This window comes from Floridaenema evergladense BLCC-F167, from assembly GCF_041929205.2.
GTDB classification, from domain to species: domain Bacteria; phylum Cyanobacteriota; class Cyanobacteriia; order Cyanobacteriales; family Aerosakkonemataceae; genus Floridanema; species Floridanema evergladense.
Genome location: NZ_CM171625.1, coordinates 5,538,662 through 5,563,183 on the forward strand (window position 1 = coordinate 5,538,662; position 24,522 = coordinate 5,563,183).

Below are 24,522 nucleotides of genomic sequence, written 5' to 3' on the forward strand. Positions count from 1 at the left end.
CCCTACCTTCGATTCAGGATTGAGGATGCTTCATCCCAAGGATTTTCGATTTTTGATTTTAGGTTTTCGCTTAATCAACAAATCCCAAGTTGAAAATCTAAAATCAGTTGATTGATCTGTTCTGTTTGCGATCGCCTACAACTTAAAAAATAACTATGCTTGCTGACCAAATGAACGATACCACCCAAGTCGCTCCTTACAATGTTACACTACCTGACCTAGTAGAAATTCAACGATCCAGCTTTCGTTGGTTCCTAGAAGAAGGATTAATCGAAGAACTCAATAGCTTCTCCCCCATCACCGACTATACAGGAAAGCTAGAACTACACTTTTTAGGCAAAGACTACAAACTCAAAAGACCAAAATACGACGTAGACGAAGCCAAACGCCGAGATAGTACCTACGCCGTCCAAATGTACGTACCCACCCGATTAATTAACAAAGAAACCGGACAAATCAAAGAACAAGAAGTCTTCATCGGCGACTTACCCTTAATGACAGACCGAGGCACCTTCATCATCAACGGTGCCGAACGAGTCATCGTCAACCAAATCGTCCGTTCCCCTGGAGTTTACTACAAATCAGAAGTAGATAAAAACGGTCGGCGTACCTACTCCGCCTCCCTCATCCCCAACCGAGGCGCATGGCTAAAATTTGAAACTGACAAAAACGACCTAGTTTGGGTCAGAATTGACAAAACCCGCAAACTTTCCGCCCAAGTCCTCTTAAAATCCTTGGGACTAGCAGACAACGAAATCTTCGATGCCCTACGTCACCCAGAATACTTCCAAAAAACCCTGGAAAAAGAAGGCAACCCTTCCGAAGAAGAAGCCTTAATGGAACTCTACCGCAAACTGCGTCCCGGAGAACCACCTACCGTTTCCGGTGGTCAACAACTCTTAGATTCGCGGTTCTTCGACCCCAAACGCTACGACTTAGGTAGAGTTGGGCGCTACAAACTCAACCGCAAACTCCGCCTCAGTGTTCCAGACACGATGCGAGTACTCACACCTCAAGACATTCTTGCCAGCATTGACTACCTAATCAACCTGGAATTTGACATTGGCAACACAGACGACATCGACCACTTAGGCAACCGTCGCGTTCGTAGTGTGGGGGAACTGCTGCAAAACCAAGTCCGCGTGGGGTTAAACCGTTTAGAACGGATAATCAGAGAACGGATGACCGTTTCGGATGCGGAAGTTTTGACACCTGCATCTTTAGTTAACCCCAAACCCTTAGTTGCGGCGATTAAAGAATTCTTTGGTTCGTCTCAACTCTCGCAGTTCATGGATCAAACTAACCCCCTAGCAGAATTAACCCACAAACGGCGACTTTCTGCACTCGGCCCTGGAGGATTGACCAGAGAAAGGGCGGGGTTTGCCGTTCGGGATATTCACCCCTCACACTACGGGCGGGTTTGTCCTATTGAAACTCCAGAAGGGCCGAACGCCGGGTTAATCAGTTCCTTGGCTACCCATGCTAGAGTTAACCAGTATGGCTTTTTGGAAACCCCCTTCTGGCGAGTAGAAAATGCTATAGTGCAATCTCACTTGGCTCCAGCTTACATGACCGCTGACGAAGAAGACGACAAGCGGGTAGCACCTGGGGATATTCCGATCGACGAAAATGGCAGAATTTTAGGTGATACCGTTCCAGTACGCTATCGGCAAGAATTTACTACCACTAGTCCAGACCAAGTAGACTATGTAGCTGTTTCTCCGGTACAGATTATTTCCGTTGCTACTTCTTTGATTCCCTTCTTAGAACATGACGACGCGAACCGGGCGCTGATGGGTTCCAATATGCAGCGACAAGCGGTACCATTACTTAGACCGGAACGACCTTTAGTAGGTACAGGACTAGAAGCCCAAGCTGCTAGAGATAGCGGGATGGTGATTGTTTCCCGGACTGATGGCGAAGTTACTTATGTTGATGCGGAAAGAATCAGAGTTCGTCCGGCATTAATACAAGGAAGCAACGGGAAAGAAGAACAACCGAAAGAGATTGAGTACGTTCTGCAAAAATATCAACGTTCTAACCAAGATACTTGCTTGAATCAAAGACCTTTAGTTCATGTCGGCGATCGCGTCCAAGCGGGTCAAGTAATGGCAGACGGTTCAGCTACAGAAGGCGGCGAACTAGCATTAGGACATAACATCTTGGCAGCTTATATGCCTTGGGAAGGCTATAACTACGAAGATGCGATCCTGATTTGCGAACGTCTAGTCTGTCAGGATATTTACACTTCAATTCACGTTGAAAAATTTGAAATTGAAGCCAGACAAACTAAATTAGGGCCAGAAGAAATTACTCGTGAAATTCCCAACGTTGGGGAAGATGCCCTCCGACAACTGGATGAAACCGGAATTATTCGGATTGGGGCTTGGGTAGAATCGGGAGATATTCTGGTTGGTAAAGTTACACCGAAAGGAGAATCTGACCAACCCCCTGAAGAAAAACTTCTGCGGGCAATTTTCGGGGAAAAAGCTAGAGATGTGCGGGATAACTCCCTGCGAGTACCGAACGGTGAAAAAGGTCGGGTTGTGGATGTGCGGGTGTTTACTCGCGAACAAGGCGACGAACTACCCCCAGGCGCAAACATGGTCGTTCGCGTTTATGTTGCCCAAAAACGGAAAATCCAAGTGGGCGATAAAATGGCAGGTCGTCATGGTAATAAAGGGATTATTTCTCGGATTCTGCCTGTGGAAGATATGCCTTACTTGCCAGATGGTACTCCGGTAGATATTGTGTTGAATCCTTTGGGCGTGCCTTCGCGGATGAATGTGGGACAAGTTTTTGAATGCTTGCTTTCTTGGGCGGGAGAAAATTTGGGCTATCGGTTTAAGATTATCCCGTTTGACGAACGCTACGGACAGGAGGCTTCACGGGCGACGGTTCATGGCAAGTTAGATCAAGCGAGGGATGAAACAGGGAAAGAGTGGCTGTTTCGACCAGAACACCCGGGTAAGATTGTCGTCTATGATGGGCGCACTGGGGAACCGTTCGATCGGCCTGTGACAGTAGGAAAAGCTTATATGCTGAAATTGGTACACTTGGTCGATGATAAGATTCACGCCCGTTCTACTGGCCCATACTCTCTAGTAACACAACAACCTTTGGGTGGTAAAGCGCAACAAGGCGGTCAGCGGTTTGGAGAAATGGAAGTGTGGGCGCTAGAAGCATTCGGCGCAGCTTACACTTTACAAGAATTGCTGACGGTAAAATCTGACGATATGCAGGGGCGGAATGAAGCCCTCAACGCCATTGTTAAGGGTAAGGCAATTCCTCGTCCCGGTACACCAGAATCTTTCAAAGTATTAATGCGGGAATTGCAATCTTTGGGATTGGATATTGCCGTACATAAGGTGGAAACCCAAGAGGATGGTAGCACCAGAGATGTAGAAGTTGATTTGATGGCAGATGTAGGAGGTCGTCGGACTCCTAGCAAGCCAACTTATGAGTCTTTGACTCGTGAGGATTTGGTAGAGGAAGAAGAATAATTTCATGAGAGGGACTGGGGACTAGGGACTAGGGATTGGGGAAGATAAAAATCAAGCATTCCCAGTACCCAGTACCCAGTCCCCAGTCCCCAGTCCCCAATACCCAGGATTATGAGTAATTAGGAAGAAAAGATGGCAAAGCTGGAACAGCGTTTTGATTATGTAAAAATTGGTATTGCTTCACCAGAAAGAATTCGCATCTGGGGAGAAAGAACTCTACCTAATGGACAAATTGTTGGTGAAGTAACCAAGCCAGAAACTATTAACTACCGTACCCTGAAGCCAGAAATGGATGGCTTATTTTGCGAGCGCATTTTTGGCCCTGCAAAAGATTGGGAATGTCATTGCGGTAAATACAAAAGAGTCAGACATAGAGGTATTGTTTGCGAACGTTGCGGCGTAGAAGTAACTGAATCTAGAGTGCGTCGGCATCGCATGGGCTATATTAAATTGGCAGCGCCAGTTGCCCATGTTTGGTATCTCAAGGGAATTCCTTCTTATATTGCGATTCTCTTGGATATGCCGTTGCGGGATGTGGAACAAATTGTTTACTTTAATGCCTATGTAGTTCTCGATCCTGGTAATGCGCCTAACCTCACTTATAAGCAACTACTGAGTGAAGATCAGTGGATGGAAATTGAGGATCAAATTTATAGTGAGGATACCCAACTTGCAGGTGTAGAGGTGGGGATTGGTGCGGAGGCGTTGCAACGGTTATTGCAAGATTTGAATTTGGAAAAAGAGGCGGAACAATTACGCGAAGAAATTGCTTCGGCTAAGGGACAAAAACGCGCCAAACTGATTAAAAGATTGCGTGTAATGGATAACTTTGTCGCTACTGGTTCTAAGCCAGATTGGATGGTTTTGGAAGTTATTCCGGTGATTCCGCCTGATTTACGTCCGATGGTGCAGTTAGATGGTGGTCGGTTTGCGACTTCGGATTTAAATGATTTGTATCGTCGGGTAATTAATCGGAATAACCGTTTAGCTAGATTACAGGAAATTTTAGCTCCTGAAATCATTGTCCGTAACGAAAAACGGATGTTACAAGAAGCTGTCGATGCGTTAATTGATAATGGTCGGCGTGGTAGAACGGTGGTTGGTGCTAATAATCGTCCGCTGAAATCTTTGTCGGATATTATTGAAGGGAAGCAAGGACGTTTCCGGCAAAACTTGTTAGGTAAACGGGTGGATTATTCTGGTCGTTCGGTAATTGTGGTGGGGCCGAAATTAAAGATTCACCAGTGTGGGTTGCCGAGGGAAATGGCGATCGAACTTTTCCAACCCTTCGTCATCCATCGCTTAATTCGCCAAGGCTTAGTCAATAATATTAAGGCAGCGAAAAAGTTAATTCAACGCAACGATCCAAGTGTTTGGAGTGTTTTGGAAGAGGTAATTGAAGGACATCCCGTATTATTAAATCGTGCTCCTACGCTACACAGATTAGGGATTCAAGCTTTTGAACCAATTTTGGTGGAAGGAAGGGCGATTCAATTACACCCTTTAGTTTGTCCCGCATTTAACGCTGACTTTGATGGCGACCAAATGGCGGTTCACGTTCCTTTGTCTTTGGAATCTCAAGCGGAAGCAAGATTGCTGATGTTAGCTTCTAATAATATCTTGTCTCCGGCAACTGGTCGTCCCATTGTTACTCCTAGCCAAGATATGGTTCTGGGTTGTTATTATTTGACGGCTGAAAATCCGGCTTTTGCTAAGGATAAAGACCGTTATTTTCCTACTTTTGATGATGTAATTATTGCCTACGAACAAAAACAAATTAATCTGCATTCAAATATCATGGTGAGATTTAATGGCAAAGTTGTACATCAGGAACCAGAAAAACTGGAAAGTGAAGAGCGTTCTGAGGATGGACAGTTTGTGCTTAAAATTTATGTGAGTGAGAAAAGTGGTGCAGTTTTACGCCGAGTCCGGGAAGATGCGGAAGGTAATTTAATTAGCCAATATATTCGCACAACTCCAGGAAGAATTATCTTCAATAAGACGATCGAAAACGCTATCCGTTAGAAAAGTTTTAAGTAGAGGCAATTTATGAATTGCCCCTACTCAAAACTCAAAACTTAAAACTCAAAACTAAAAAGTGTCATGACAGAAGAACAAGTATTTCGTAATCACGTTGTAGACAAAGGTCAATTAAAAAAATTAATTACCTGGGCATTTATCAATTATGGAACTGCCAGAACTGCCCAAATTGCAGACAAACTGAAAGATTTAGGTTTCCGCTATGCTACTAAAGCTGGAGTATCTATATCTGTAGATGATTTAAAAGTACCGGAAAGCAAACGCCAACTTTTAGAAGCAGCAGAAGAAGAAATTCGGAACACCGAACAGCGTTATTCTAGAGGGGAAATTACCGAAGTAGAACGCTTTCAAAAAGTAATTGATACTTGGAACAGTACTTCAGAAACTCTTAAAGATGAAGTTGTTACTAACTTCCGCAAAAAAGACCCGCTGAACTCTGTTTATATGATGGCGTTTTCCGGTGCTAGAGGTAACATTTCTCAGGTGCGCCAGCTGGTAGGAATGCGGGGATTGATGGCAGATCCTCAAGGACGAATCATTGACTTACCAATTAAAACTAATTTCCGGGAAGGATTAACGGTTACTGAATACATTATTTCTTCTTACGGTGCTCGTAAGGGGTTGGTAGATACGGCGTTAAGAACGGCGGATTCTGGTTACTTGACTCGTCGCTTGGTAGACGTTTCCCAAGATGTGATTATTCGGGAATTAGACTGCGGTACGAATCGGGGCATTTCGATGAAGCCGATGACTGATGGCGATCGCGTTCTCATCCCCCTAAAAGACCGCCTATTAGGACGGATGTTAGCCCTTGATGTCATCCACCCTAGCACCGGAGAAATCATTGCCAAACGTAACCAAGCGATCGACGATGACTTAGCTGCCGAATTCGGCAAAGCTAAAGTAGAGGAAGTGATGCTTCGCAGTCCTCTCACCTGTGAAGCCGCCCGTTCTGTCTGTCAAGCTTGTTACGGCTGGAGTCTGGCTCACGCCAAAATGGTAGACTTGGGCGAAGCTGTGGGGATTATTGCAGCGCAGTCGATCGGGGAACCCGGAACTCAGCTAACCATGAGAACCTTCCACACAGGGGGGGTATTTACTGGGGAAGTAGCCAAAGTCATCAAATCCAGCATCGAAGGCACAGTTAAATATAGTCGCAGCCTCCGAGTTCGTCCCCACCGTACCCGTCATGGTGAAGAAGCCTTCATAGCCGAAACTAACGGCGAAATCACTGTTACAGGAGGGGATAGGGGCTTCCGTGAGCGTCAGCCGAACGGTCAGGGTGTAGGGGTTAGGGAAAAAGACTCTTCCCCAACCCCCAACCCCCAACCCCCAACCCCGAATAGCGAAACCTTCTCGATCGTCCAAGGTTCAACTCTCCTAGCCGCAGACAACAGCAAAGTTAAACCAGGGAGAACGCTTGCAGAAGTACCGATTACTGGGCGCAACGTCCGTCGGAGTACCGAAAAAGCAGTAAAAGATGTGGCTTCTGACTTAGCCGGAGAAATCAAATTTGCCGATCTGATCCCGGAAGAAAAAACCGATCGCCAAGGCAACACTACCAGAATCGCCCAACGTGGGGGACTAGTCTGGGTACTCTCAGGAGAAGTATACAACTTACCACCTGGAGCCGAACCAGTAGTTAAAAACAACAACAAAATCGCAGCTAACAGCGTCCTCGCCGAAACCAAACTGGTCAGCGAACATGGTGGCGTAGTTCGTTTACCGCAAGAAAATAACAATACTGGATTAGCGCGGGAAATAGAAATTATCACCGCTTCTGTACTTTTAGATACAGCCAGAGTGCGTGCGGAAAAATACCAAGGAGTCGATCATTACCTGATTGAAACCCAAGGCGGACAACTCTTCTCCTTAAAAGCTGCACCCGGGACAAAAGTACAAAATAACCAAGTAGTAGCGGAATTGATAGACGATCGCTACCGCACCAACACAGGCGGTATCATCAAATATGCCGGAGTCGAAGTAGCCAAACGCGGCAAAGCCAAACAAGGTTATGAAGTAGTTCAAGGCGGCACACTGCTTTGGATACCCGAAGAAGCTCACGAAGTTAACAAAGACATCTCACTACTTTTAGTTGAAGATGGACAATTTATCGAAGCCGGAACAGAAGTAGTCAAAGACATCTTCTGTGCCAGTTCTGGGGTAATTGAAGTCGTTCAGAAGAACGATATTCTCCGGGAAATCGTGATTAAACCGGGAGACTTACACTTAATTGATGACCTGGAAGCGATCGCACCTGACTTCCGTTCCATCATGACCGAAGGCGTGGGCAGTCTCGTCCACCCAGGACAAGAAATCTATCCCGACATCAACCCCCAAGAGTTGCGCTACGTAGAATACATCGAAACCCCCGAAGGCCCAGCCCTCTTACTGCGCCCAGTTCAGGAGTTTCATATCCCCAATCATCCAAACGTTCCCACCCAAAAAGCATCATCAAAAGCAGCAGGAGACTCAGACTCCGAAACAGAAAATACTACCCTTGCCCTTACCCCCCCTTTAGTCCCCTCCGGCAACGGGGGAGAAACAGGGGGGGTAGACGCAGCCCAATCCTTAGAACTGCGGGCTGTCCAAAGACTACCTTACAAAGATGGAGAGCGAGTCAAATCTGTAGAAGGTTTAGACTTACTGCGGACTCAACTAGTTTTAGAGATTGGCAGAGATGCGCCCCAGCTGGCAGCAGATATTGAGCTAATTCCAGACGAAGATGACTCAGAAGTAATGCGTCTGCAACTGGTGATTCTAGAATCATTAGTCATTCGTCGAGATGTAGCCGCAGATGCCACCCAAGGCAGCACGCACACTCGCTTACTAGTACAGAACGGGCAACAAATCCCCCCTGGAGCAGTAGTCGCCCGCACCGAAATTCAGTGTAAAGAAGCTGGAGAAATTCGCGGGATTCGGGAAGGGGCAGAAGCTATTCGTCGGGTCTTAGTAGTTAGAGATACCGATTTAATTACCATAGAAACCACCCTCACCAATAAATCAGAGCTTTTTGTTAAAGTCAACGATTTAATTACCGATGGCACACCAGTAGCTCCAGGTATAGAAGCACCTTCCTCTGGCATGGTAGTTGATATTAAAGGAGGTGAGAATGGTATACAAGTCGTAATGCGAATTGCTCGTCCTTATCGGGTATCTAGTGGAGCGATTTTGCATATTGATGACGGGGATTTGGTACAACGGGGAGACAATTTAGTTTTACTGGTGTTTGAAAGAACCAAAACCGGAGATATCATTCAAGGTTTACCTAGAATTGAAGAACTCCTAGAAGCCAGAAAACCAAAAGAAGCTTGTATTCTCGCCCGTCGCCCTGGAACCGTACAAATTGTCTATGGTGATGACGAACCTCACGAAATCAAAGTCATTGAATCTGATGGCGTAATAGCTGAATATCCTATTGGGCTGGGACAAAACGTTATCGTTGGCGATGGACAAGAAGTAGATGCTGGGGAACCTTTAACTGATGGTCCATCAAATCCCCATGAAATTCTGGAAATCTTCTTTGAACTGAATCGGGAAAGTCGCGGCACTTACGAAGCTTCACTAGCTGCTTTAAGAGCTTGTCAAACTTTCTTAGTCAACGAGGTGCAATCCGTTTATCAATCTCAAGGGATTGAAATTTCTGATAAACACATTGAAGTAATTGTCCGCCAAATGACCTCTAAAGTCAGGATTGATGACGGAGGTGATACCGTAATGTTGCCTGGGGAATTGGTAGAACTGCGGCAAGTTGAGCAAGTCAATGAGGCGATGTCTATTACTGGTGCAGCTACGGCTCAGTATACTCCGGTGCTGTTAGGGATTACAAAAGCCAGCTTGAATACTGATAGCTTCATTTCAGCTGCTTCGTTCCAAGAAACGACTAGAGTATTGACGGAAGCGGCTATTGAAGGCAAGTCTGATTGGTTGCGGGGACTGAAAGAAAATGTGATTATTGGACGGTTGATTCCTGCTGGTACTGGATTCAATGCTTATGAAGAGGCGATGTCTATTCCAGATATCGATCTAGGTTATGACGGTAGTGGTGTGCTTGATGATGAGGTGAATTTGTCTGAGGTGGTGTTGGACGATCGAACTGCCCGCAATTATCGCATGGACAACATCACTAAGGACGATCGCGATGTCGAACCCACTACTACTAAAGGTCGTAACAATTACTCTTTCCTAGCTGATGCTGATGAATTAATTGATGATGAAATGTATGGGGATGATGAAATGGAAGACGATGAAGATGACGATTTTGAATAGTTTTAAGTTATGAGTTTTGAGTTTTGAGTTATTATTAATTCAATTCAAAACTCATTTAATAAAAATTCCTGAGTAGGGATAATTCATGAATTATCCCTACTCAGGAATTTTTGATATTAAGACTGTAATTGTCCTGTGCGTACTGCTATTTGTTGGGTTTGATTACCACGCTGTACGGTTAATTTTAGGTTTTGACCCAGAGAAGAGTTTTCCACAATATTTTGCAAAACTGTGGCATTATTCACGGGTTGACCGTCAACTTCTACAATCACATCTCCGCGACGTAAACCACTTTGAGCCGCCGGAGTATTAGGCAAAATTCCCATAACTAATACACCAGAAATCTCTGGTACTGTAAGGGGAGAATTGGGGTCGTTGTTGTTTTCTTTTGCCAATTCAGGCGTTAATGTCACCATTTGAATGCCAATGTAGGGATGAGCGACTGTTTCGCCTCTGATTAATTGAGCAGTTATTTGTTTGGCTTTATCGATCGGAATTGCAAAACCAATTCCCGTTGCTCCGGCACGAATGGCAGTATTAATTCCGATTACTTCTCCCGAACTATTTAATAAGGGACCGCCAGAATTACCTGGATTAATTGCGGCATCAGTTTGAATAAAATCAAGTCGTTTATCGGGAACTCCCACTTCTACGGAGGGTCGTTTTAAGGTACTGACAATGCCAAGGGTAACGGTGTTATCTAATCCTAATGGATTACCAACTGCGATCGCCCAATCTCCCACTTGTACGGCAGAAGAATTTCCTAAAGGTGCTACAGGTAAAAATTTGCCTTTAGGGTCAATTTTCACCACTGCTAAATCAGTTACTTCATCAACTCCCTGCACTTTACCCGCAAAAGTTCGCCCATCTTTCAACGTCACAGTAACTTTATCTGCTTGGTCAACTACATGAGCATTAGTCAGAATTACACCATTTTTATCGATAATAAAACCACTACCTTGACCCCTCATTAATCCTTGTTGGGGACCTCTTGGTGTGGCAAAGTCTTCACCAAAAAAACGCCGGAAAAATGGATCGTCAAAAAATGGATCGACAGTACGGTTAATAGTACGTTCGGTATCAATTCTTACTACTGCTGAACCAACGCGATTAACTGCTGCGGTGACAAAACTACTGTTCCTTTGTAAGGAATCGATGCTTGCCTTTTGGGGTTCCGCTGTCGATAAATTCTTCGGTAGAGATGTTGTATCCAAAATCTCTACTTGATTTTGTGCCATTGCTGCGGAAGGTAATACTGCCATTGCACTCCAAAAAATGGCTACTGCCAAGAGAAGGATAAGGCTATATTCGATCGATCGACTGAACCAAGAAACAATCTTCGTCATTTGCATAATGTTGATTTTTTAACTCCACTGTGCTATCAAAAAGCTTCAGTATTTGCAGCGCCGAGTTTTCCATAACTATTTTAGAACTTATCCATTTTTTGCTACTCTAAGCACAGGAAAACCTAGATGGCGATTTACTAGCTGTTTTGGAGTTTACCAGGGAATTAGCTTGGGAAAGGATACGATGCAGTTATGGCAATTTTTGGATAGACATTTTTGGGTAGGATGACCATAAACTGGAGATACAGACAAAAATAAGGATTTTTGGTGTCTTGGTGTGTACGTCAACTCAGTTAATTAATTATTTGGAGTCCTTGGAGGCTCTGGTATGGTTCAATTTCATATTCAGCCTGATAGTGAAATTCCGGCTTCTACCCAACTATTTAATCAGATTAGGTTCGCGATCGCATCCCGTCAATTTCCCCCTGGACATCGCCTTCCTAGCACCAGAGCATTAGCCATGCAAACGGGTTTACACCGCAACACTATTAGCAAAGTCTATCGTCATTTAGAAGAGATAGGATTAGTAGACTCTCAAGCTGGGTCGGGAATTTACGTTCGCGCTCAAGGTCACGAAGGCGGAACTAAAATTAAGTCGCCCATTTTAGAACAATACCCCGATGCTAGTAAAATTGTCCAAGAAAGTTTAGATAAACTTTTAGCACAAGGTTGTAATCTCAGCCAAGCCAGAGAGTTGTTTTTAGGAGAAATTGATTGGCGTTTACGTTGTAGCGCTCGCGTTCTTGTCACTGCCCCAATTTATGATATTGGAGTTGGTGAATTAATGGTACAGGAATTAGAACAAGCATTGGGAATTCCCGTACAATTAGTTCCATTAGAACAACTAGCAAAATCTTTAGAACAAACTCATTCTGGTACAGTGGTTACTAGTCGCTATTTTATTGGTGAAGCAGAAGCGATCGTTGCTCCCAAATCTGTGCGAGTAATTCCGATCGACATCTACGACTACAGTAAAGAAATTCAAATTGTCAGCACTTTACCAAAAGATAGTTGTTTAGGTTTAGTTAGTCTCAGTTCTGGTATTCTTCGCGCCGCCGAAGTGATCGTTCACAGTTTACGCGGAGAAGATTTACTAGTAATGACAGCCCAAAAAGGCGATACTTATAAACTTAATGCTTTAGTTCGCAGCGCCAGAGTTATTGTTAGCGACCAAGCTAGTTTTGCTACTGTTAAAGCTGTGGTTGCTGAAGCAAGAGATGATTTAATTCGCCCTCCTCAATTAATCTGTTGTGAAAACTACATTGGGATTAATTCCATTAACTTACTCAAGCGAGAATTAGGTTTAGGATAAAGAAACTATGACCGGAAATATTCAATCTAAGAGCAGTCTAGAAGATTTTTTTAAATCTCCCGAAACTAATCCAGCATCAGAATTCATTAAGGGAGAAATCATTCAAAAACCAATTCGACAAGGCGAACATAGTCTACTGCAACTAGAAATTTGTGAAGAGATTAACCGAGTAGCGAAAAAACCAAAAATTGCTATAGCATTTCCCGAACTACGCTGCACTTTTGGTGGTGAATCGATCGTCCCTGATGTTTCAGTATTTAGATGGGAAAGAATTCCCACTAAATCATCGGGAAGAATTGCTAATCGATTTGAAATTTATCCTGATTGGGCGATCGAAATTCTTTCCCCTGACCAAAAACAAACATTAGTCCTAAGTAAATTGTTGCATTGCTCCCAAAACGGCACAGAATTAGGTTGGTTGATCGACTTAGACACCGAAAGTATTATCGCCATGTTTCCCGGTCAGCAAATCGAAATTTTTCAAGGTACTAATCAGTTACCAGTAATTAATGGAATTCCCCTAGAACTAACAGCTAAACAAATTTTTAGTTGGTTAAGTTTTAGTTAAATTAAATCCAATTGAAGATCGGTAAATCTGAGTTATTTCTACCTTGATTTAAATAAAGGTGAATTATGAGCAAAAGTTTGACGGAAATAGTAACTGACACCTGGATAAAAGCTAGTTGGAATGAATATATAGAAATAGTTGACAATCCCAACTATGAAAAAGCAAAATGCTACTATCACAATGGAAAAATGAGGATTGAAATGTCACCAGTAGGAAACGACCATGCCAGCGATCATACTGTAATTATTGTTGCTGTCGGCTTATTTGCTGCACTTAAACAAATTGCTTTAACTGGTAAAGATAACTGCACTTACCGTAAAACAGGGGTTCAAGACGTGCAACCTGACGTATCTTATTACATTGGTGAAAATGCTAACATAATTCCTTATGGAACTTCAATTATTGACTTAGATACTTATCCTCCACCAACCTTAGTTATAGAAGTAGCTAACACTTCATTAGCAGATGATAAAGGTGAAAAACGTTTAATATATGAAGAGTTAAAAGTAAAGGAATATTGGATTGTTGATGTACCAAACGTCCAAGTTATAGCTTTTTTGATTGAAAATAATGGCAGTCGTAGAATTACTGAATCCCACATATTACCAGGATTAAAAATTTCATTATTAAACGAAGCTTTTCGGCGCACTCGTCAAATGGATCAAGGACAAGTTTATAGGTGGTTATTAACTCAATTTCAACAAAATTAGCTTATTTCAATCATTAACTCCCAAAAATACTTTCACCTTTTGTAAGTAAGTTTCTGCATCTTCCAACATGGGAAAATGAGCAGTTTTCGGAATTAAAACATACTCAACCTTATCACTTAAATTTGCTGCTTGTCGCCCCATTTCTGCGGGAATAATTTGGTCAAATTCCCCCGAAACTAACAAGGTTGGCACTGTTAATTTAACAAATTCTTTCGGCATTACTTCCGATGCTTCCTTACTCACAGAAGTAAAAATAGTTCCTAAAGCTGCTTCATAATCTGCTGTGAGAAAATCTTCTAAAAACGATCGACTAATCGCACTTGGTAAGGGACGATATAAAAAGCGTTTCATGAAAAGTTTATCCACAAAGGGAATTTTTCCTAACCAGCGGGGACGAACTTTTACCACATAACCACCAAATTTATGAAAAGCAGCAAAAGCTTTTTCGTCATACTCAAAAATGCCGCTACAAGTCAAAATTGCCTTTTCCACTCGCTGGGGATACAAATTTAAAAATAGTGTCGCTACCGAAGCACCCATTGAGTGAGCATTAAGATAAACTTTTTCCAACTGGAAAGCATCTAATAATGCTGCTAAATCTTCAGCATATTCTTCCAATTCATAAGTTATTTTAGCTGCATCTTCTGCTTCTATTAAAGGCAAACGGGAACGACCAAAACCTCGCAAATCGTAGAGTAAACAATCAAAATCATCTGCTAAAGCTTGAGCCGTACTTTCCCAATATCTACCAGAACCCGCCCAACCGTGAACAAAAACCATTACTGGTTTTGTTTTTCCAGTTTCGCTGCGAATCCATTCGTAAAAATGCTCGACACCACGAATTTTAATTAATGGCATTGGTCATTAGTTATTGGTCATTTGTGATTAATCATTGGTCATTCGTTTTTACTCAATAGGTAGTTATGTAGATTTAATTGTTTCCTACCAACTACCCACTACCAACGACCAACGACCATTTTACGCTGATTCTGGTTTTGGTAAAGAGGAAGGATGTAACAAGAGTTCTGCGGTAGAGCGTTTTTCTACCATTTCCTTGGTAATCATGCAACGAGTGACATCTTTCCGGGAAGGTAACTCGTACATGACATCGAGCATAATCTCTTCCACGATTCCCCGTAATGCTCTAGCACCAGTTTTGCGACGATAGGCTTCTTGAGCGATCGCTCGCACCGCATCTGGTTTAAAATCTAACTGAACATTATCCATCTTCAGCAGTTTTTGGTACTGCTTAACTAAAGCATTCCGAGGCTCAGTCAAAATTACCGTCAAGCTTTCCTCATCCAACGGCTCAACCATTCCCACCACAGGTATCCGACCGATAAACTCTGGAATCATACCAAATTTTACCAAATCATCCGGTTCCAGATGCTTCAAAAGATCGGCCGTTCTCTTTTCCCTTGGCTTACTAATCTCCGCTCCATTTAAGTCAACCTCAAATCCCATAAAGCTGCGTTTGCCAATCCGTTGTTCGATAATCTTTTCTAACCCAACGAAAGCACCACCGCAGATAAACAAGATATTGCTGGTATCGAGTTGGATACAGTCTTGATAGGGGTGCTTGCGTCCACCTTGAGGCGGCACATTAGCTACCGTTCCTTCCAACATTTTCAGCAAAGCTTGCTGTACACCTTCCCCAGATACATCTCTGGTAATCGAAGGATTTTCACTCTTGCGGGCAATCTTATCAATTTCATCGATGTAGATAATTCCTCTTTGGGCTTCTTCCACGTCGAAATCTGCCACTTGCAGCAATCGGAGTAAGATATTTTCCACATCTTCCCCAACGTAACCCGCTTCTGTGAGAGTTGTGGCATCTGCCACCGCAAATGGCACGTCCAACATCGTTGCCAAAGTTTGCGCCAACAGTGTTTTCCCGCAGCCAGTTGGCCCCATCAACAAAATGTTTGATTTTTGTAATTCTACGGTGTCGTCAGCACTGACCTTGCCATTATTTTTTGACTGAATAAAGCTGAGACGTTTGTAATGGTTATAGACAGCTACCGACAGGACTTTCTTAGCTTCATTCTGACCGATTACATATTCATCTAAATATTTCTTAATTTCTCTCGGTTTGGGAATTTGATGCAAGGAAAGATGAGCCGAGCGGGAACGCCGCTTCTGTGGTTGTTCTTGCCTGCTGTTTGCTTGGGGAGTTGCCGGATTTGTATCTAACAACTCCTCTTCTAATATTTCGTTACACAGGTCAACACATTCATCACAGATATAGACTCCCGGCCCAGCAATTAGTTTGCGTACTTGCTCCTGAGATTTGCCACAAAAGGAACATTTTAAATGGGAGTCGTATTTAGACATAAATGCCTCTTACTTGAGTGTAGTAGCGGCGTTCGCCGACAGGGGGATGTTTTGCTTGGTAATTACCTGATCGATGAGACCATAGTCTTTAGCTTCAGCTGCTGACATAAAGAAATCGCGATCGGTATCTACTTCTACTTTATCTAGAGGTTGACCTGTATGATAAGCCAATAATTCATTTAATTTACGTTTGTGATAAAGAATTTCTTTGGCTTGAATCTCAATGTCTACTGCTTGACCTTGGGCACCACCTAGCGGTTGGTGAATCATAATCCGCGAGTTAGGCAGAGACATCCGTTTCCCACGAGTTCCCGCAGTCAGTAAAAACGCTCCCATACTAGCGGCTAAACCGTAACAGATAGTCACTACATTGGGGCGAATCTGCTGTATGGTATCGTAGATTGCCATCCCTGCTGTCACTGAACCCCCTGGAGAGTTGATATACAGTTGGATGTCTTTTTCTGGGTCTTCAGCATCCAAGAATAGCAATTGAGCTACTAATGAGTCTGCTACGTCATCGTCAACTTGTGTACCCAGAAACACTATTCTTTCTCTTAACAGTCGGGAGTAAATATCATAAGCTCTTTCTCCCATGCCTGTTTGTTCTACTACCATTGGGAGCATATTCTTTGGGCTTTGGTTCGGAATTTCCATTTGATGCAAGCTCGAAAATGAGTAGATGGGATAGTCTGATGAAACCATAAAAAGACGATCGATGGGTGAGAGCTAACAATTAATTTTCTTAACTGGGATTGCTAAGTGAATAGGTATCTATATCCGTTATATCGAATTACTCTAATTTTTGGGCATCTCACCCAAAGTTTTTCCTAATCCTTGACTCTACCTTTAGTTAAGTTAGGTAAAATTTTTCGCTATCCTTAGCAAATTTTACTGTATTTTCAGCTATTAATTTTTAGATATTACTGAACTTAGGACGATCGTAAGCAAATCCAAATTTTAATTAATTTTAATTAAGATAAATTGGCAAGACAAGAAGTTAGAAGATTTTAATCAGCTTTTAAGAACTTTTCCACTGCCGATTAGTGAGAATCATAATCAAAGTTTTTCATAAATTGATTATGTATTCCCACCAGTTGCTGTCACGCATTTAAATCACTTATTGAGATTGCAGAGGAGCAGGGGGGAAGGGGAGCAGGGGAGCAGGGAGCAGGGGGGCAGGGGAGAGAATTAGACCAATTTTCTTCTGTTTCCAAACAATCCAATTTAAATGCGGAACAGCTTATCCCTGCTATTAATTACTCATCCGTGCTAGATGCTTCCGTTGTGGACTCAGTTGCTTCTGGAGTTACAATTATTTCTGCTGTAGACTCAGTTGCTTCTGGAGTTGCAGTTATTTCTGCGGTGGACTCATCAGTTGCTTCTGGAGTTACAGTTATTTCTGCGGTGGACTCATCAGTTGCTTCTGGAGTTACAGTTATTTCTGCGGTGGACTCAGATGCTTCTGGGGTGCTGATTTCTAATGTACCTTCTGGCACTAGCTCAATATTAGAATGTTCTGTCAGCCAGTTAATGATTTTTTCTTTCAGTAAGTCTTCTTTTACAAATTCTCGGAGCTTTTCTGGGTCGATATTATCCTCATCGTTAAATTCCTGCTTTACCTCTCGCATTTTAGCTTCAATAGCAGCGGGTTCTACCTCGATAGATTCTAGTTTAGCGACTTTTTGAAGAGCTAGGTTGCGCTTTAAACGATCGATCGCATCACCCCGCGATACCTGTCGCATTTGCGTTACCATATCCTGAGTAAACAGCTTTCTCACATCAATTCCTTGATTACTCAGTCGGATTGCTGTTTGAGTCAAAATAGAATCTACTTCCTGTTGAATTAGAGTTTCCGGCAAATCTACTTCTATCTGGTTTTGCAATGCTTGCAGAATCGCCTCTGTTTTATTCGTATCAGTTTTACTTTTCGCTGTGTCTTGAAACCTCTTTTCCAAGCTTTCTCTTAACTCTGCCAAAGTTTGAAACTCACTAACCTCTTGAGCAAAGTCATCATTAAATTCTCGTAACTCTTTCTCTTTCAGTTCCTTAAGAGTAATTGTAAAAATAGCGGATTTACCTGCTAAATCAGTTTGTGGATACTCCTGGGGAAATTTTACTGAAATATCTTTAGTTTCTCCTGGGTTCATGCCCAAAATCCCATCTGTAAAACCTTCAATAAACTTTCCCTCTGTTAGTTCTACCTGAAAGTCCTCGGCTTCACCACCGAGAATAGGGGTATCCTCACCGCCTTCCTCTTCACTCACTGTCCGACCCTGAAAATCTACTACAGCTACGTCTCCTTCTTGGGCGGTTCTCCCTTCTACAGGAATTAATGTAGCAATTTCCTTTTGCCGATCGCTCAAAAATCGCTCAACTTGCTCTGGGTCATACTTTACTTCTTCAACTTTAATATCTAAACCAGTATATTGGTTTAATTTCACTTCCGGTGGCACATCCACCTTCACAGATATAGTTAAAGCTTCTCCTGGTTGAAACTTCTGCACTAATTCCTCTTGGGGAGTATCGAGATAGAATTCCCCAATAGCATTAATATTCTCTTGCTTCACAGCCTGTTGTACGCCATCGCGAATTACATCTTCCAACGCAGCTGCTTTAAGTCTCGCCGCACCAAAGCGCTGGAGAAGTATTTGCCGGGGTACTTTGCCTTTGCGAAATCCAGGAATGTTAGCATTGCGAGCCAAGTCTTGTATAACGTGCTCGTAAGCTTTTTTGGACATTTCAGGGGGAATTTCTATTTCCAGACCAATCTGGCTAGCGGGAAGCTTTTCCTGGGTAACTTTCATGAATTTTCCGGTTCCGAATAACTGAAATTGATTATTTTTTGGCTAAAACAGGGGCTAGGGCTTTCTTTTTCAGTAATGCTTGCCCTGGCTTTTCCAGCCACTGCCTGTTAGCTTAACTTTAGCCCCAGTTTTAGGGCTATCATGCTCTCAAATTTTGGACTATCCCCGATCGCAGGTCTTACACCGTGATATGCTGGTGCAAGCAACCAGCTAATCTGGTATTTGCCAAACTAGACGAGCATAAGTCAGTTCTGACTACAGCCTCAAGCATGAGGTGGTGCTTTTCTGTTTTGGGTTCGTATCTGATGATAGTACATATAGCATACTCATTTGTTGCCGAATCCCAGGTTAATCTTTAATCTATAAAGTCAAGAATTTTGTAAAATTTGCATAATTAGTGTATATGTTTTTAAATTACCGATATAACTAAACAATAAATAAGCGATCGTATTGATTACTTACACACTTAATAGGTTAAGAGTCTCTGCTCGCCCTAAGTTTAAGGCAAACAAGCTCAATTCCTGCAAACCCAAACCCCCATAGTTGTAGAAAAATTTACAACTAGAACTTATACTTAATGAACTCTCAACCTTTTAGCAGCAAACAATATTTTCGGAGGAATCAACTTTGGCAAAAACCTATCGAGTAGCAATTTTAGGAGCAACAGGAGCAGTCGGTACTGAGTTTTTAGAATTATTGGCAAGTCGTCAATTTCCCCTAGCTGACTTGAAATTATTGGCTTCTCCCCGTTCTGCTGGACGTACTATACAGTTCGCAGGAGAAAATCTGCCTGTAGAAGCAGTAAGCGAAGATGTGTTTAACAATGTAGATATAGTTTTAGCATCTGCTGGCGCTTCTACTTCCAGAATTTGGGCATCGAAAGCAATGGCATCTGGGGCAGTAGTAATTGATAATTCCAGCGCTTTTCGTATGGAACCCAATGTACCTTTAGTCGTCCCAGAAGTTAATCCCCAAGCAGCATTTACTCACCAAGGAATTATTGCCAATCCCAACTGTACGACTATTTTAATGGCAGTAGTGGTTTGGCCCCTACACCAACTAGAGCCAATACAGCGCCTAGTAGCAGCAACCTACCAATCTGCTAGCGGTGCGGGTGCTAGAGCAATGGAAGAAATGAAAGCACAAGCCCAGGCAATTTTACAAGGTGAACCAGCAAAAACAGAAATTTTCCCCTATCCTTTGGCATTTAATTTGTTCCCTCATAACTCCAAATTGAACGAATTGGGGTATTGTGAAGAAGAGATGAAAATGGTCAATGAAACTAGGAAAATTTTTGCTAATCCAGAAATGCGAATTACGGCAACTTGCGTTCGGGTTCCCGTACTCCGGGCACATTCAGAAGCGATTAACCTAGAATTTGGTAGACCCTTTCCTGTGGAAAAAGCCAGGGAAATTCTGAGTCAGTCACCAGGGGTTAAACTGGTAGAAGATTGGCAAGCTAATTATTTCCCGATGCCGATCGAAGCAAGCGGTAAAGATGATGTTTTAGTAGGTCGAATTCGGCAAGATATTTCTAATCCTAATGGGTTAGAACTATGGCTTAGTGGCGATCAAATTCGCAAAGGTGCAGCTTTGAATGCCGTACAAATTGCTGAATTATTAGTGAAGGAAAATTCACTGGTAACTCCAGAATTGGCTATTTCTGGCAAGAAGTAAAGATATAAATTAGGAAGCAAATCATTAGGAGAAAAAAGAGTGTGGGAAAGTTTGGTAGGGTAATAACCGCTTTAGTTACACCTTTTAATGAAGATGGCAGTGTAAATTATACAGTTGCAGAGCAACTAGCCGGACATTTGGCAGAAAATGGTACAGATGCTTTTGTGATTTGTGGGACTACGGGTGAGTCTCCAACACTGAAATTAGCAGAGGAATTAGAATTATTTCAGGTAGTACAGCAAGCGGTAGCCGGAAAAGCGAAAATTATTGCCGGAACAGGTTCTAATTCAACTGAAGAAGCGATCGCAGCCACCCAAAAAGCCGCTAAAATAGGAATAGATGGTTCTCTGCAAGTGGTTCCTTACTATAACAAACCACCTCAAGAAGGACTTTACCAGCATTTTCAGGCGATCGCCAAAAGCTTTCCCGATCTGCCAATAATGCTCTACAATATACCTGGTCGCACCGGGCAAAACTTGGCACCAGAAACAGTGGCTCGTTTGGCAGAAATTCCCAACATTGTCGCTATTAAAGAAGCAAGCGGCAGTATGGATCAAGTCAGTCAAATTCGCAATCTCACCCCGCCAGAATTTGAGATTTACTCTGGAGATGATTCCTTGACATTGCCCTTATTAGCAGTTGGCGGAACTGGAGTAGTTAGCGTTGCCAGCCATTTAGTCGGCAATGAAATTCAGCAAATGGTGCAAGCCTTTGAAGTAGGTAAAACTTCCGAAGCATTAAAAATACACTTACAACTTCTTCCCTTGTTTAAGTCACTATTTATCACCACAAATCCAATTCTTGTAAAAACAGCTTTAAAATTAAAAGGTTGGGATATTGGCAGCGTTCGCCCGCCGCTTTGCGAACCATCAAATGAAGAAATTCACAAATTAAAAACAGCTTTAGAAAAACTTTCCTTAATTTAACAGGAATGACTAAGCCAAGTTTTTGACAATTGAATATTTCTTTCCATAAAACTCTGGACAGTTAGACAAAAATTAAGAGCTAACAGGTAAAGAGAATAGGGCAAATTTTAAGCGATAGATTGAAGATTCAATCTGGGATTAAATTAGCCAATTACTAATTACCGCATATACCAAAACCAAATTTCTTGTTACTAAAATCAAAGGATGCAAATGACTCAAGATACAAATTCTGCAAAAGCAACTCAAACAGTAAAAATTATTCCGTTGGGGGGATTACATGAAATCGGAAAAAACACCTGCATTTTTGAATATGATGATGAAGTTATTCTTTTAGATGCTGGTTTAGCTTTTCCTACAGATGGAATGCACGGGGTAAATATTGTTTTACCAGATACTACCTATTTGAAGGAAAATCGCCATAAAATTAAAGGCATGATCGTCACTCACGGTCATGAAGACCATATTGGCGGTATTCCTTATCATCTAAAACAATTTGATATTCCGGTGATTTATGGCCCACGTTTAGCAATGGCATTATTGCAGGGTAAACTTGAAGAAGCTGGAGTTGCTAAACAAACTGAATTAAGAACAGTATTGCCTCGTGATATTGTGCGAATTGGTACTCACTTTTTCGCAGAATTTATTCGCAATACTCACTCAATTGCCGATAGTTTTACAGTGGCTATTCATACCCCAGTGGGAGTGATTATTCACACAGGTGACTTTAAAATTGACCACACTCCTGTAGATGGCGAAAAGTTTGATTTCCAAAGGTTAGCGGAACATGGCGAAAAAGGTGTTCTGTGTTTAGTGAGTGATTCAACTAACTCGGAAGTCCCCGGACAAACACCTTCGGAAATGTCCGTTTATCCGAATTTAGACCGCATTTTTGGTCAAGCTACTGGACGGATTATGCTGACAACTTTTGCTTCTTCGGTACACCGAATCAATATTGTTTTGGAGTTGGCGAAAAAGCATAATCGGATTGTTTCGGTGTTGGGTAAATCTATGTTAAATGTGATTGCCCATGCGCGAAATTTAGGTTATATCAAATGTGAGGATAATTTACTCCAACCTTGGCAAGTTGCGCGAAATTTACCAGACGAACAAGTTTTAATTCTTACTACTGGGTCGCAAGGGGAACCTTTAGCGGCGATGACTCGCATTGCTAATCAAGAACATCCCCATATTAAAATTCGCAAGGGTGACACAGTAATATTTTCTGCTAATCCAATTCCCGGAAATACGATCGCAGTTGTCAATACGATCGACAAGTTGATGATCCAAGGTGCTAACGTAGTTTACGGTAGAGAAAGAGGCATTCACGTTTCTGGTCACGCCTGTCAAGAAGACCAAAAACTGATGTTAGCTTTAACTCGTCCGAAATTCTTTTTACCAGTTCACGGCGAACACCGTATGTTAGTGAAACACAGCGAAACTGCTCAAAATATGGGAGTTCCGGCAGAAAATATGGTAATTGTAGATAACGGCGATGTGGTCGAACTTTCTGAAGATAGCATTGCGATCGCAGGTAAAGTCCCATCTGGTTTACAACTGGTAGATAGTGCTGGTGTAGTTCACGATAATGTCCTCAAAGAACGGCAACAATTAGCCGAAGATGGAGTAGTTACCATCGCTGCTGCTGTAGATTGGGATGGGAAACTCGCAGCTAGACCAGAAGTACATTTGCGTGGTGTAGTAACAGCCGTCGAGCAGAGTTTACTACAAAAATTGGTACAACAAACCATCGAAAACTTGTTGAGCGATCGCTGGCGAGAATTTGCCCGTAACTTCGATACTGAAGAAGTAGAAGTAGACTGGACTGGCTTACAAGCTCAACTAGAACAGGCGATTGCTAGACTACTACGCCGCGAACTCCAAAGTCGTCCGCTATTAGTCTTCCTGTTACAAACACCAGAACTACCCCCCTCTAAAGTTACTGGTCGTCGTCGTCGCGTCACCGCTAGAGTAGCTTCTTAAGAAACTAAGAAAATTTCCCAGAGGAAATTCTAGTTCCAGATATACTCCATCTTGGGTATTCGCTAGTTAGTGATTGGTGAATTTGGTAATTATACCTATTCACCGATCGCCTTTTTATAATTAGTAGAATTACTCAAACTTTATTTTATGGCTTGTCAATGCTTCTCTAAAGTGGCTATACTAAACCGGGCTTTAATTTCTAGTGAGTTATACTGTACGAAGTCATCAAATAACCTTTCAATTGCCTTAGTCATTTATTGAGCAAAAACAATTAATAATGACTTAACAAATCCTGAAACGCTTGTTTTCTGACCGCATCTAAGTATAAGCCCTACGGAATTAAAAACATCCTGATTGTAATCAGTATAAAATGGAGTTGTGGAAAGCTAAAGCTACAACTCATCCGTAAGTTGGAGTTTTTAGGAATTCCAACCCGCAAAAGATCAATCAAATGGCTGTAGTAATCCGGCAAAACCATTTGAGATCATGTAGTCAAACCATAGAGGAAGATAACCTCCTCTTGGGAAGCTTGGAGTTATGAAAAATGAATGTATCTCAATCTACCATAGAAGACACTCAGGTTACAACCTGGATTTGGACAAATCAAGAAAATGTTACAGTTGGAAACACAAGTAACCATCGAAGTCCGAAAAAACGCTTTGATTTGCTACAACCTTTGCGGCGGATACTGAACAATATAGACGTTCGAGATCCAGAATTAGCGCATCGTTTGTGTGAGATGATTCCAGCGCAATGTCCTTTTGAGCGTGATGTGAAACTGTTTGGTCGGAGTTTATTTCATATTCCGCCTTTGTGTAAGTTGAATCCGCTTTATGAAGAGGTATCTTTATTACGCTTTCGTGCTTTGTGTTACTTAGCTGATGAATGCGGTGAAGATGTATCGCAATACTGTTAGTTACTCCTACTAAAATTGGGAATAGCTAGGGGAGGAAAGATTTATTTTTTTGGCGATCGAAGTGGCTTGCTGACTCAACTGTATCTAAATCTGCTAACTTAAACTTCTTATTGCTGTAGTAGCTTGATTATTTATTT

General features: G+C 42.4%; 13 protein-coding genes and 1 pseudogene. 9 read left to right on the top strand and 5 right to left on the bottom strand.

The features are described 5' to 3' along the window. Positions 1 to 155: 155 nt before the first annotated feature. A complete protein-coding gene (gene rpoB / locus ACE1CA_RS26625) occupies positions 156 to 3,503 on the top strand; it encodes a DNA-directed RNA polymerase subunit beta (RefSeq protein ID WP_459563655.1) in 3,348 nt (1,115 codons plus the stop codon). Between the two features lie 132 nt (positions 3,504 to 3,635). Then, positions 3,636 to 9,812 (top strand): annotated as a pseudogene (locus ACE1CA_RS26630) (DNA-directed RNA polymerase subunit beta''). 116 nt (positions 9,813 to 9,928) lie between these two features. Here ACE1CA_RS26630 and ACE1CA_RS26635 read toward each other — a convergent pair. After that, the gene (locus tag ACE1CA_RS26635; protein WP_413279301.1) at positions 9,929 to 11,164 is read right to left on the bottom strand and encodes an HhoA/HhoB/HtrA family serine endopeptidase; all 1,236 of its coding nucleotides are present in this window, start codon (positions 11,162 to 11,164) and stop codon (positions 9,929 to 9,931) included. Between the two features lie 322 nt (positions 11,165 to 11,486). On the opposite strand from ACE1CA_RS26635, the gene ACE1CA_RS26640 reads away from it, so the two are divergent. The 3 genes from ACE1CA_RS26640 (at position 11,487) to ACE1CA_RS26650 (ending at position 13,748) form a co-directional block, all read left to right on the top strand. Continuing rightward, a complete protein-coding gene (locus ACE1CA_RS26640) occupies positions 11,487 to 12,470 on the top strand; it encodes a GntR family transcriptional regulator (RefSeq protein ID WP_413279300.1) in 984 nt (327 codons plus the stop codon). Positions 12,471 to 12,477: 7 nt separating this feature from the next. After that, positions 12,478 to 13,038 (top strand): Uma2 family endonuclease, encoded by a 561-nt coding sequence (locus ACE1CA_RS26645; RefSeq protein WP_413279299.1) that lies wholly within the window; start codon positions 12,478 to 12,480, stop codon positions 13,036 to 13,038. Positions 13,039 to 13,103: 65 nt separating this feature from the next. Continuing rightward, entirely contained in the window at positions 13,104 to 13,748 is a 645-nt protein-coding gene (locus ACE1CA_RS26650) for a Uma2 family endonuclease (RefSeq protein WP_413279298.1), read from the top strand. Between the two features lie 6 nt (positions 13,749 to 13,754). On the opposite strand, the gene ACE1CA_RS26655 is transcribed toward ACE1CA_RS26650, so the two are convergent. The 4 genes from ACE1CA_RS26655 to tig form a co-directional block, all read right to left on the bottom strand. Further along, positions 13,755 to 14,606: an alpha/beta fold hydrolase gene (locus ACE1CA_RS26655; protein ID WP_413279297.1), complete on the bottom strand. Its 852-nt coding sequence runs from the start codon at positions 14,604 to 14,606 to the stop codon at positions 13,755 to 13,757. Positions 14,607 to 14,726: 120 nt separating this feature from the next. Next, on the bottom strand, positions 14,727 to 16,082 hold the full coding sequence (gene clpX / locus ACE1CA_RS26660; RefSeq protein ID WP_413279296.1) for an ATP-dependent protease ATP-binding subunit ClpX: 1,356 nt from the start codon (positions 16,080 to 16,082) through the stop codon (positions 14,727 to 14,729). A 9-nt stretch (positions 16,083 to 16,091) separates the two neighbouring features. Then, positions 16,092 to 16,736, bottom strand: coding sequence for an ATP-dependent Clp endopeptidase proteolytic subunit ClpP (clpP, locus tag ACE1CA_RS26665; RefSeq protein ID WP_413279295.1), 645 nt, complete (start codon positions 16,734 to 16,736; stop codon positions 16,092 to 16,094). A gap of 602 nt (positions 16,737 to 17,338) precedes the next feature. Next, the gene (gene tig / locus ACE1CA_RS26670) at positions 17,339 to 18,886 is read right to left on the bottom strand and encodes a trigger factor (protein ID WP_486517549.1); all 1,548 of its coding nucleotides are present in this window, start codon (positions 18,884 to 18,886) and stop codon (positions 17,339 to 17,341) included. 627 nt (positions 18,887 to 19,513) lie between these two features. Between tig and ACE1CA_RS26675 the strand changes: the two genes are divergently transcribed. From ACE1CA_RS26675 to ACE1CA_RS26690, 4 genes are all read left to right on the top strand, one after another. Next, a complete protein-coding gene (locus ACE1CA_RS26675; protein WP_413279293.1) occupies positions 19,514 to 20,563 on the top strand; it encodes an aspartate-semialdehyde dehydrogenase in 1,050 nt (349 codons plus the stop codon). 41 nt (positions 20,564 to 20,604) lie between these two features. Then, positions 20,605 to 21,489 (top strand): 4-hydroxy-tetrahydrodipicolinate synthase, encoded by an 885-nt coding sequence (gene dapA, locus ACE1CA_RS26680; RefSeq protein ID WP_413279292.1) that lies wholly within the window; start codon positions 20,605 to 20,607, stop codon positions 21,487 to 21,489. 210 nt (positions 21,490 to 21,699) lie between these two features. After that, positions 21,700 to 23,469 (top strand): ribonuclease J, encoded by a 1,770-nt coding sequence (locus tag ACE1CA_RS26685; protein WP_413279291.1) that lies wholly within the window; start codon positions 21,700 to 21,702, stop codon positions 23,467 to 23,469. A 544-nt stretch (positions 23,470 to 24,013) separates the two neighbouring features. Further along, entirely contained in the window at positions 24,014 to 24,385 is a 372-nt protein-coding gene (locus tag ACE1CA_RS26690; RefSeq protein ID WP_413279290.1) for a Mo-dependent nitrogenase C-terminal domain-containing protein, read from the top strand. The last annotated feature ends 137 nt before the right edge of the window (positions 24,386 to 24,522 follow it).

What these genes read in the sequence shown, in the direction of transcription:
- rpoB (WP_459563655.1), top strand. Translation starts at nt 156, where the DNA reads ATGCTTGCTGACCAAATGAACGATACCACCCAAGTCGCTCCTTACAAT.
- ACE1CA_RS26635 (WP_413279301.1), bottom strand. Translation starts at nt 11,164, where the DNA reads ATGCAAATGACGAAGATTGTTTCTTGGTTCAGTCGATCGATCGAATAT.
- ACE1CA_RS26640 (WP_413279300.1), top strand. Translation starts at nt 11,487, where the DNA reads ATGGTTCAATTTCATATTCAGCCTGATAGTGAAATTCCGGCTTCTACC.
- ACE1CA_RS26645 (WP_413279299.1), top strand. Translation starts at nt 12,478, where the DNA reads ATGACCGGAAATATTCAATCTAAGAGCAGTCTAGAAGATTTTTTTAAA.
- ACE1CA_RS26650 (WP_413279298.1), top strand. Translation starts at nt 13,104, where the DNA reads ATGAGCAAAAGTTTGACGGAAATAGTAACTGACACCTGGATAAAAGCT.
- ACE1CA_RS26655 (WP_413279297.1), bottom strand. Translation starts at nt 14,606, where the DNA reads ATGCCATTAATTAAAATTCGTGGTGTCGAGCATTTTTACGAATGGATT.
- clpX (WP_413279296.1), bottom strand. Translation starts at nt 16,082, where the DNA reads ATGTCTAAATACGACTCCCATTTAAAATGTTCCTTTTGTGGCAAATCT.
- clpP (WP_413279295.1), bottom strand. Translation starts at nt 16,736, where the DNA reads ATGGAAATTCCGAACCAAAGCCCAAAGAATATGCTCCCAATGGTAGTA.
- tig (WP_486517549.1), bottom strand. Translation starts at nt 18,886, where the DNA reads ATGAAAGTTACCCAGGAAAAGCTTCCCGCTAGCCAGATTGGTCTGGAA.
- ACE1CA_RS26685 (WP_413279291.1), top strand. Translation starts at nt 21,700, where the DNA reads ATGACTCAAGATACAAATTCTGCAAAAGCAACTCAAACAGTAAAAATT.
- ACE1CA_RS26690 (WP_413279290.1), top strand. Translation starts at nt 24,014, where the DNA reads ATGAATGTATCTCAATCTACCATAGAAGACACTCAGGTTACAACCTGG.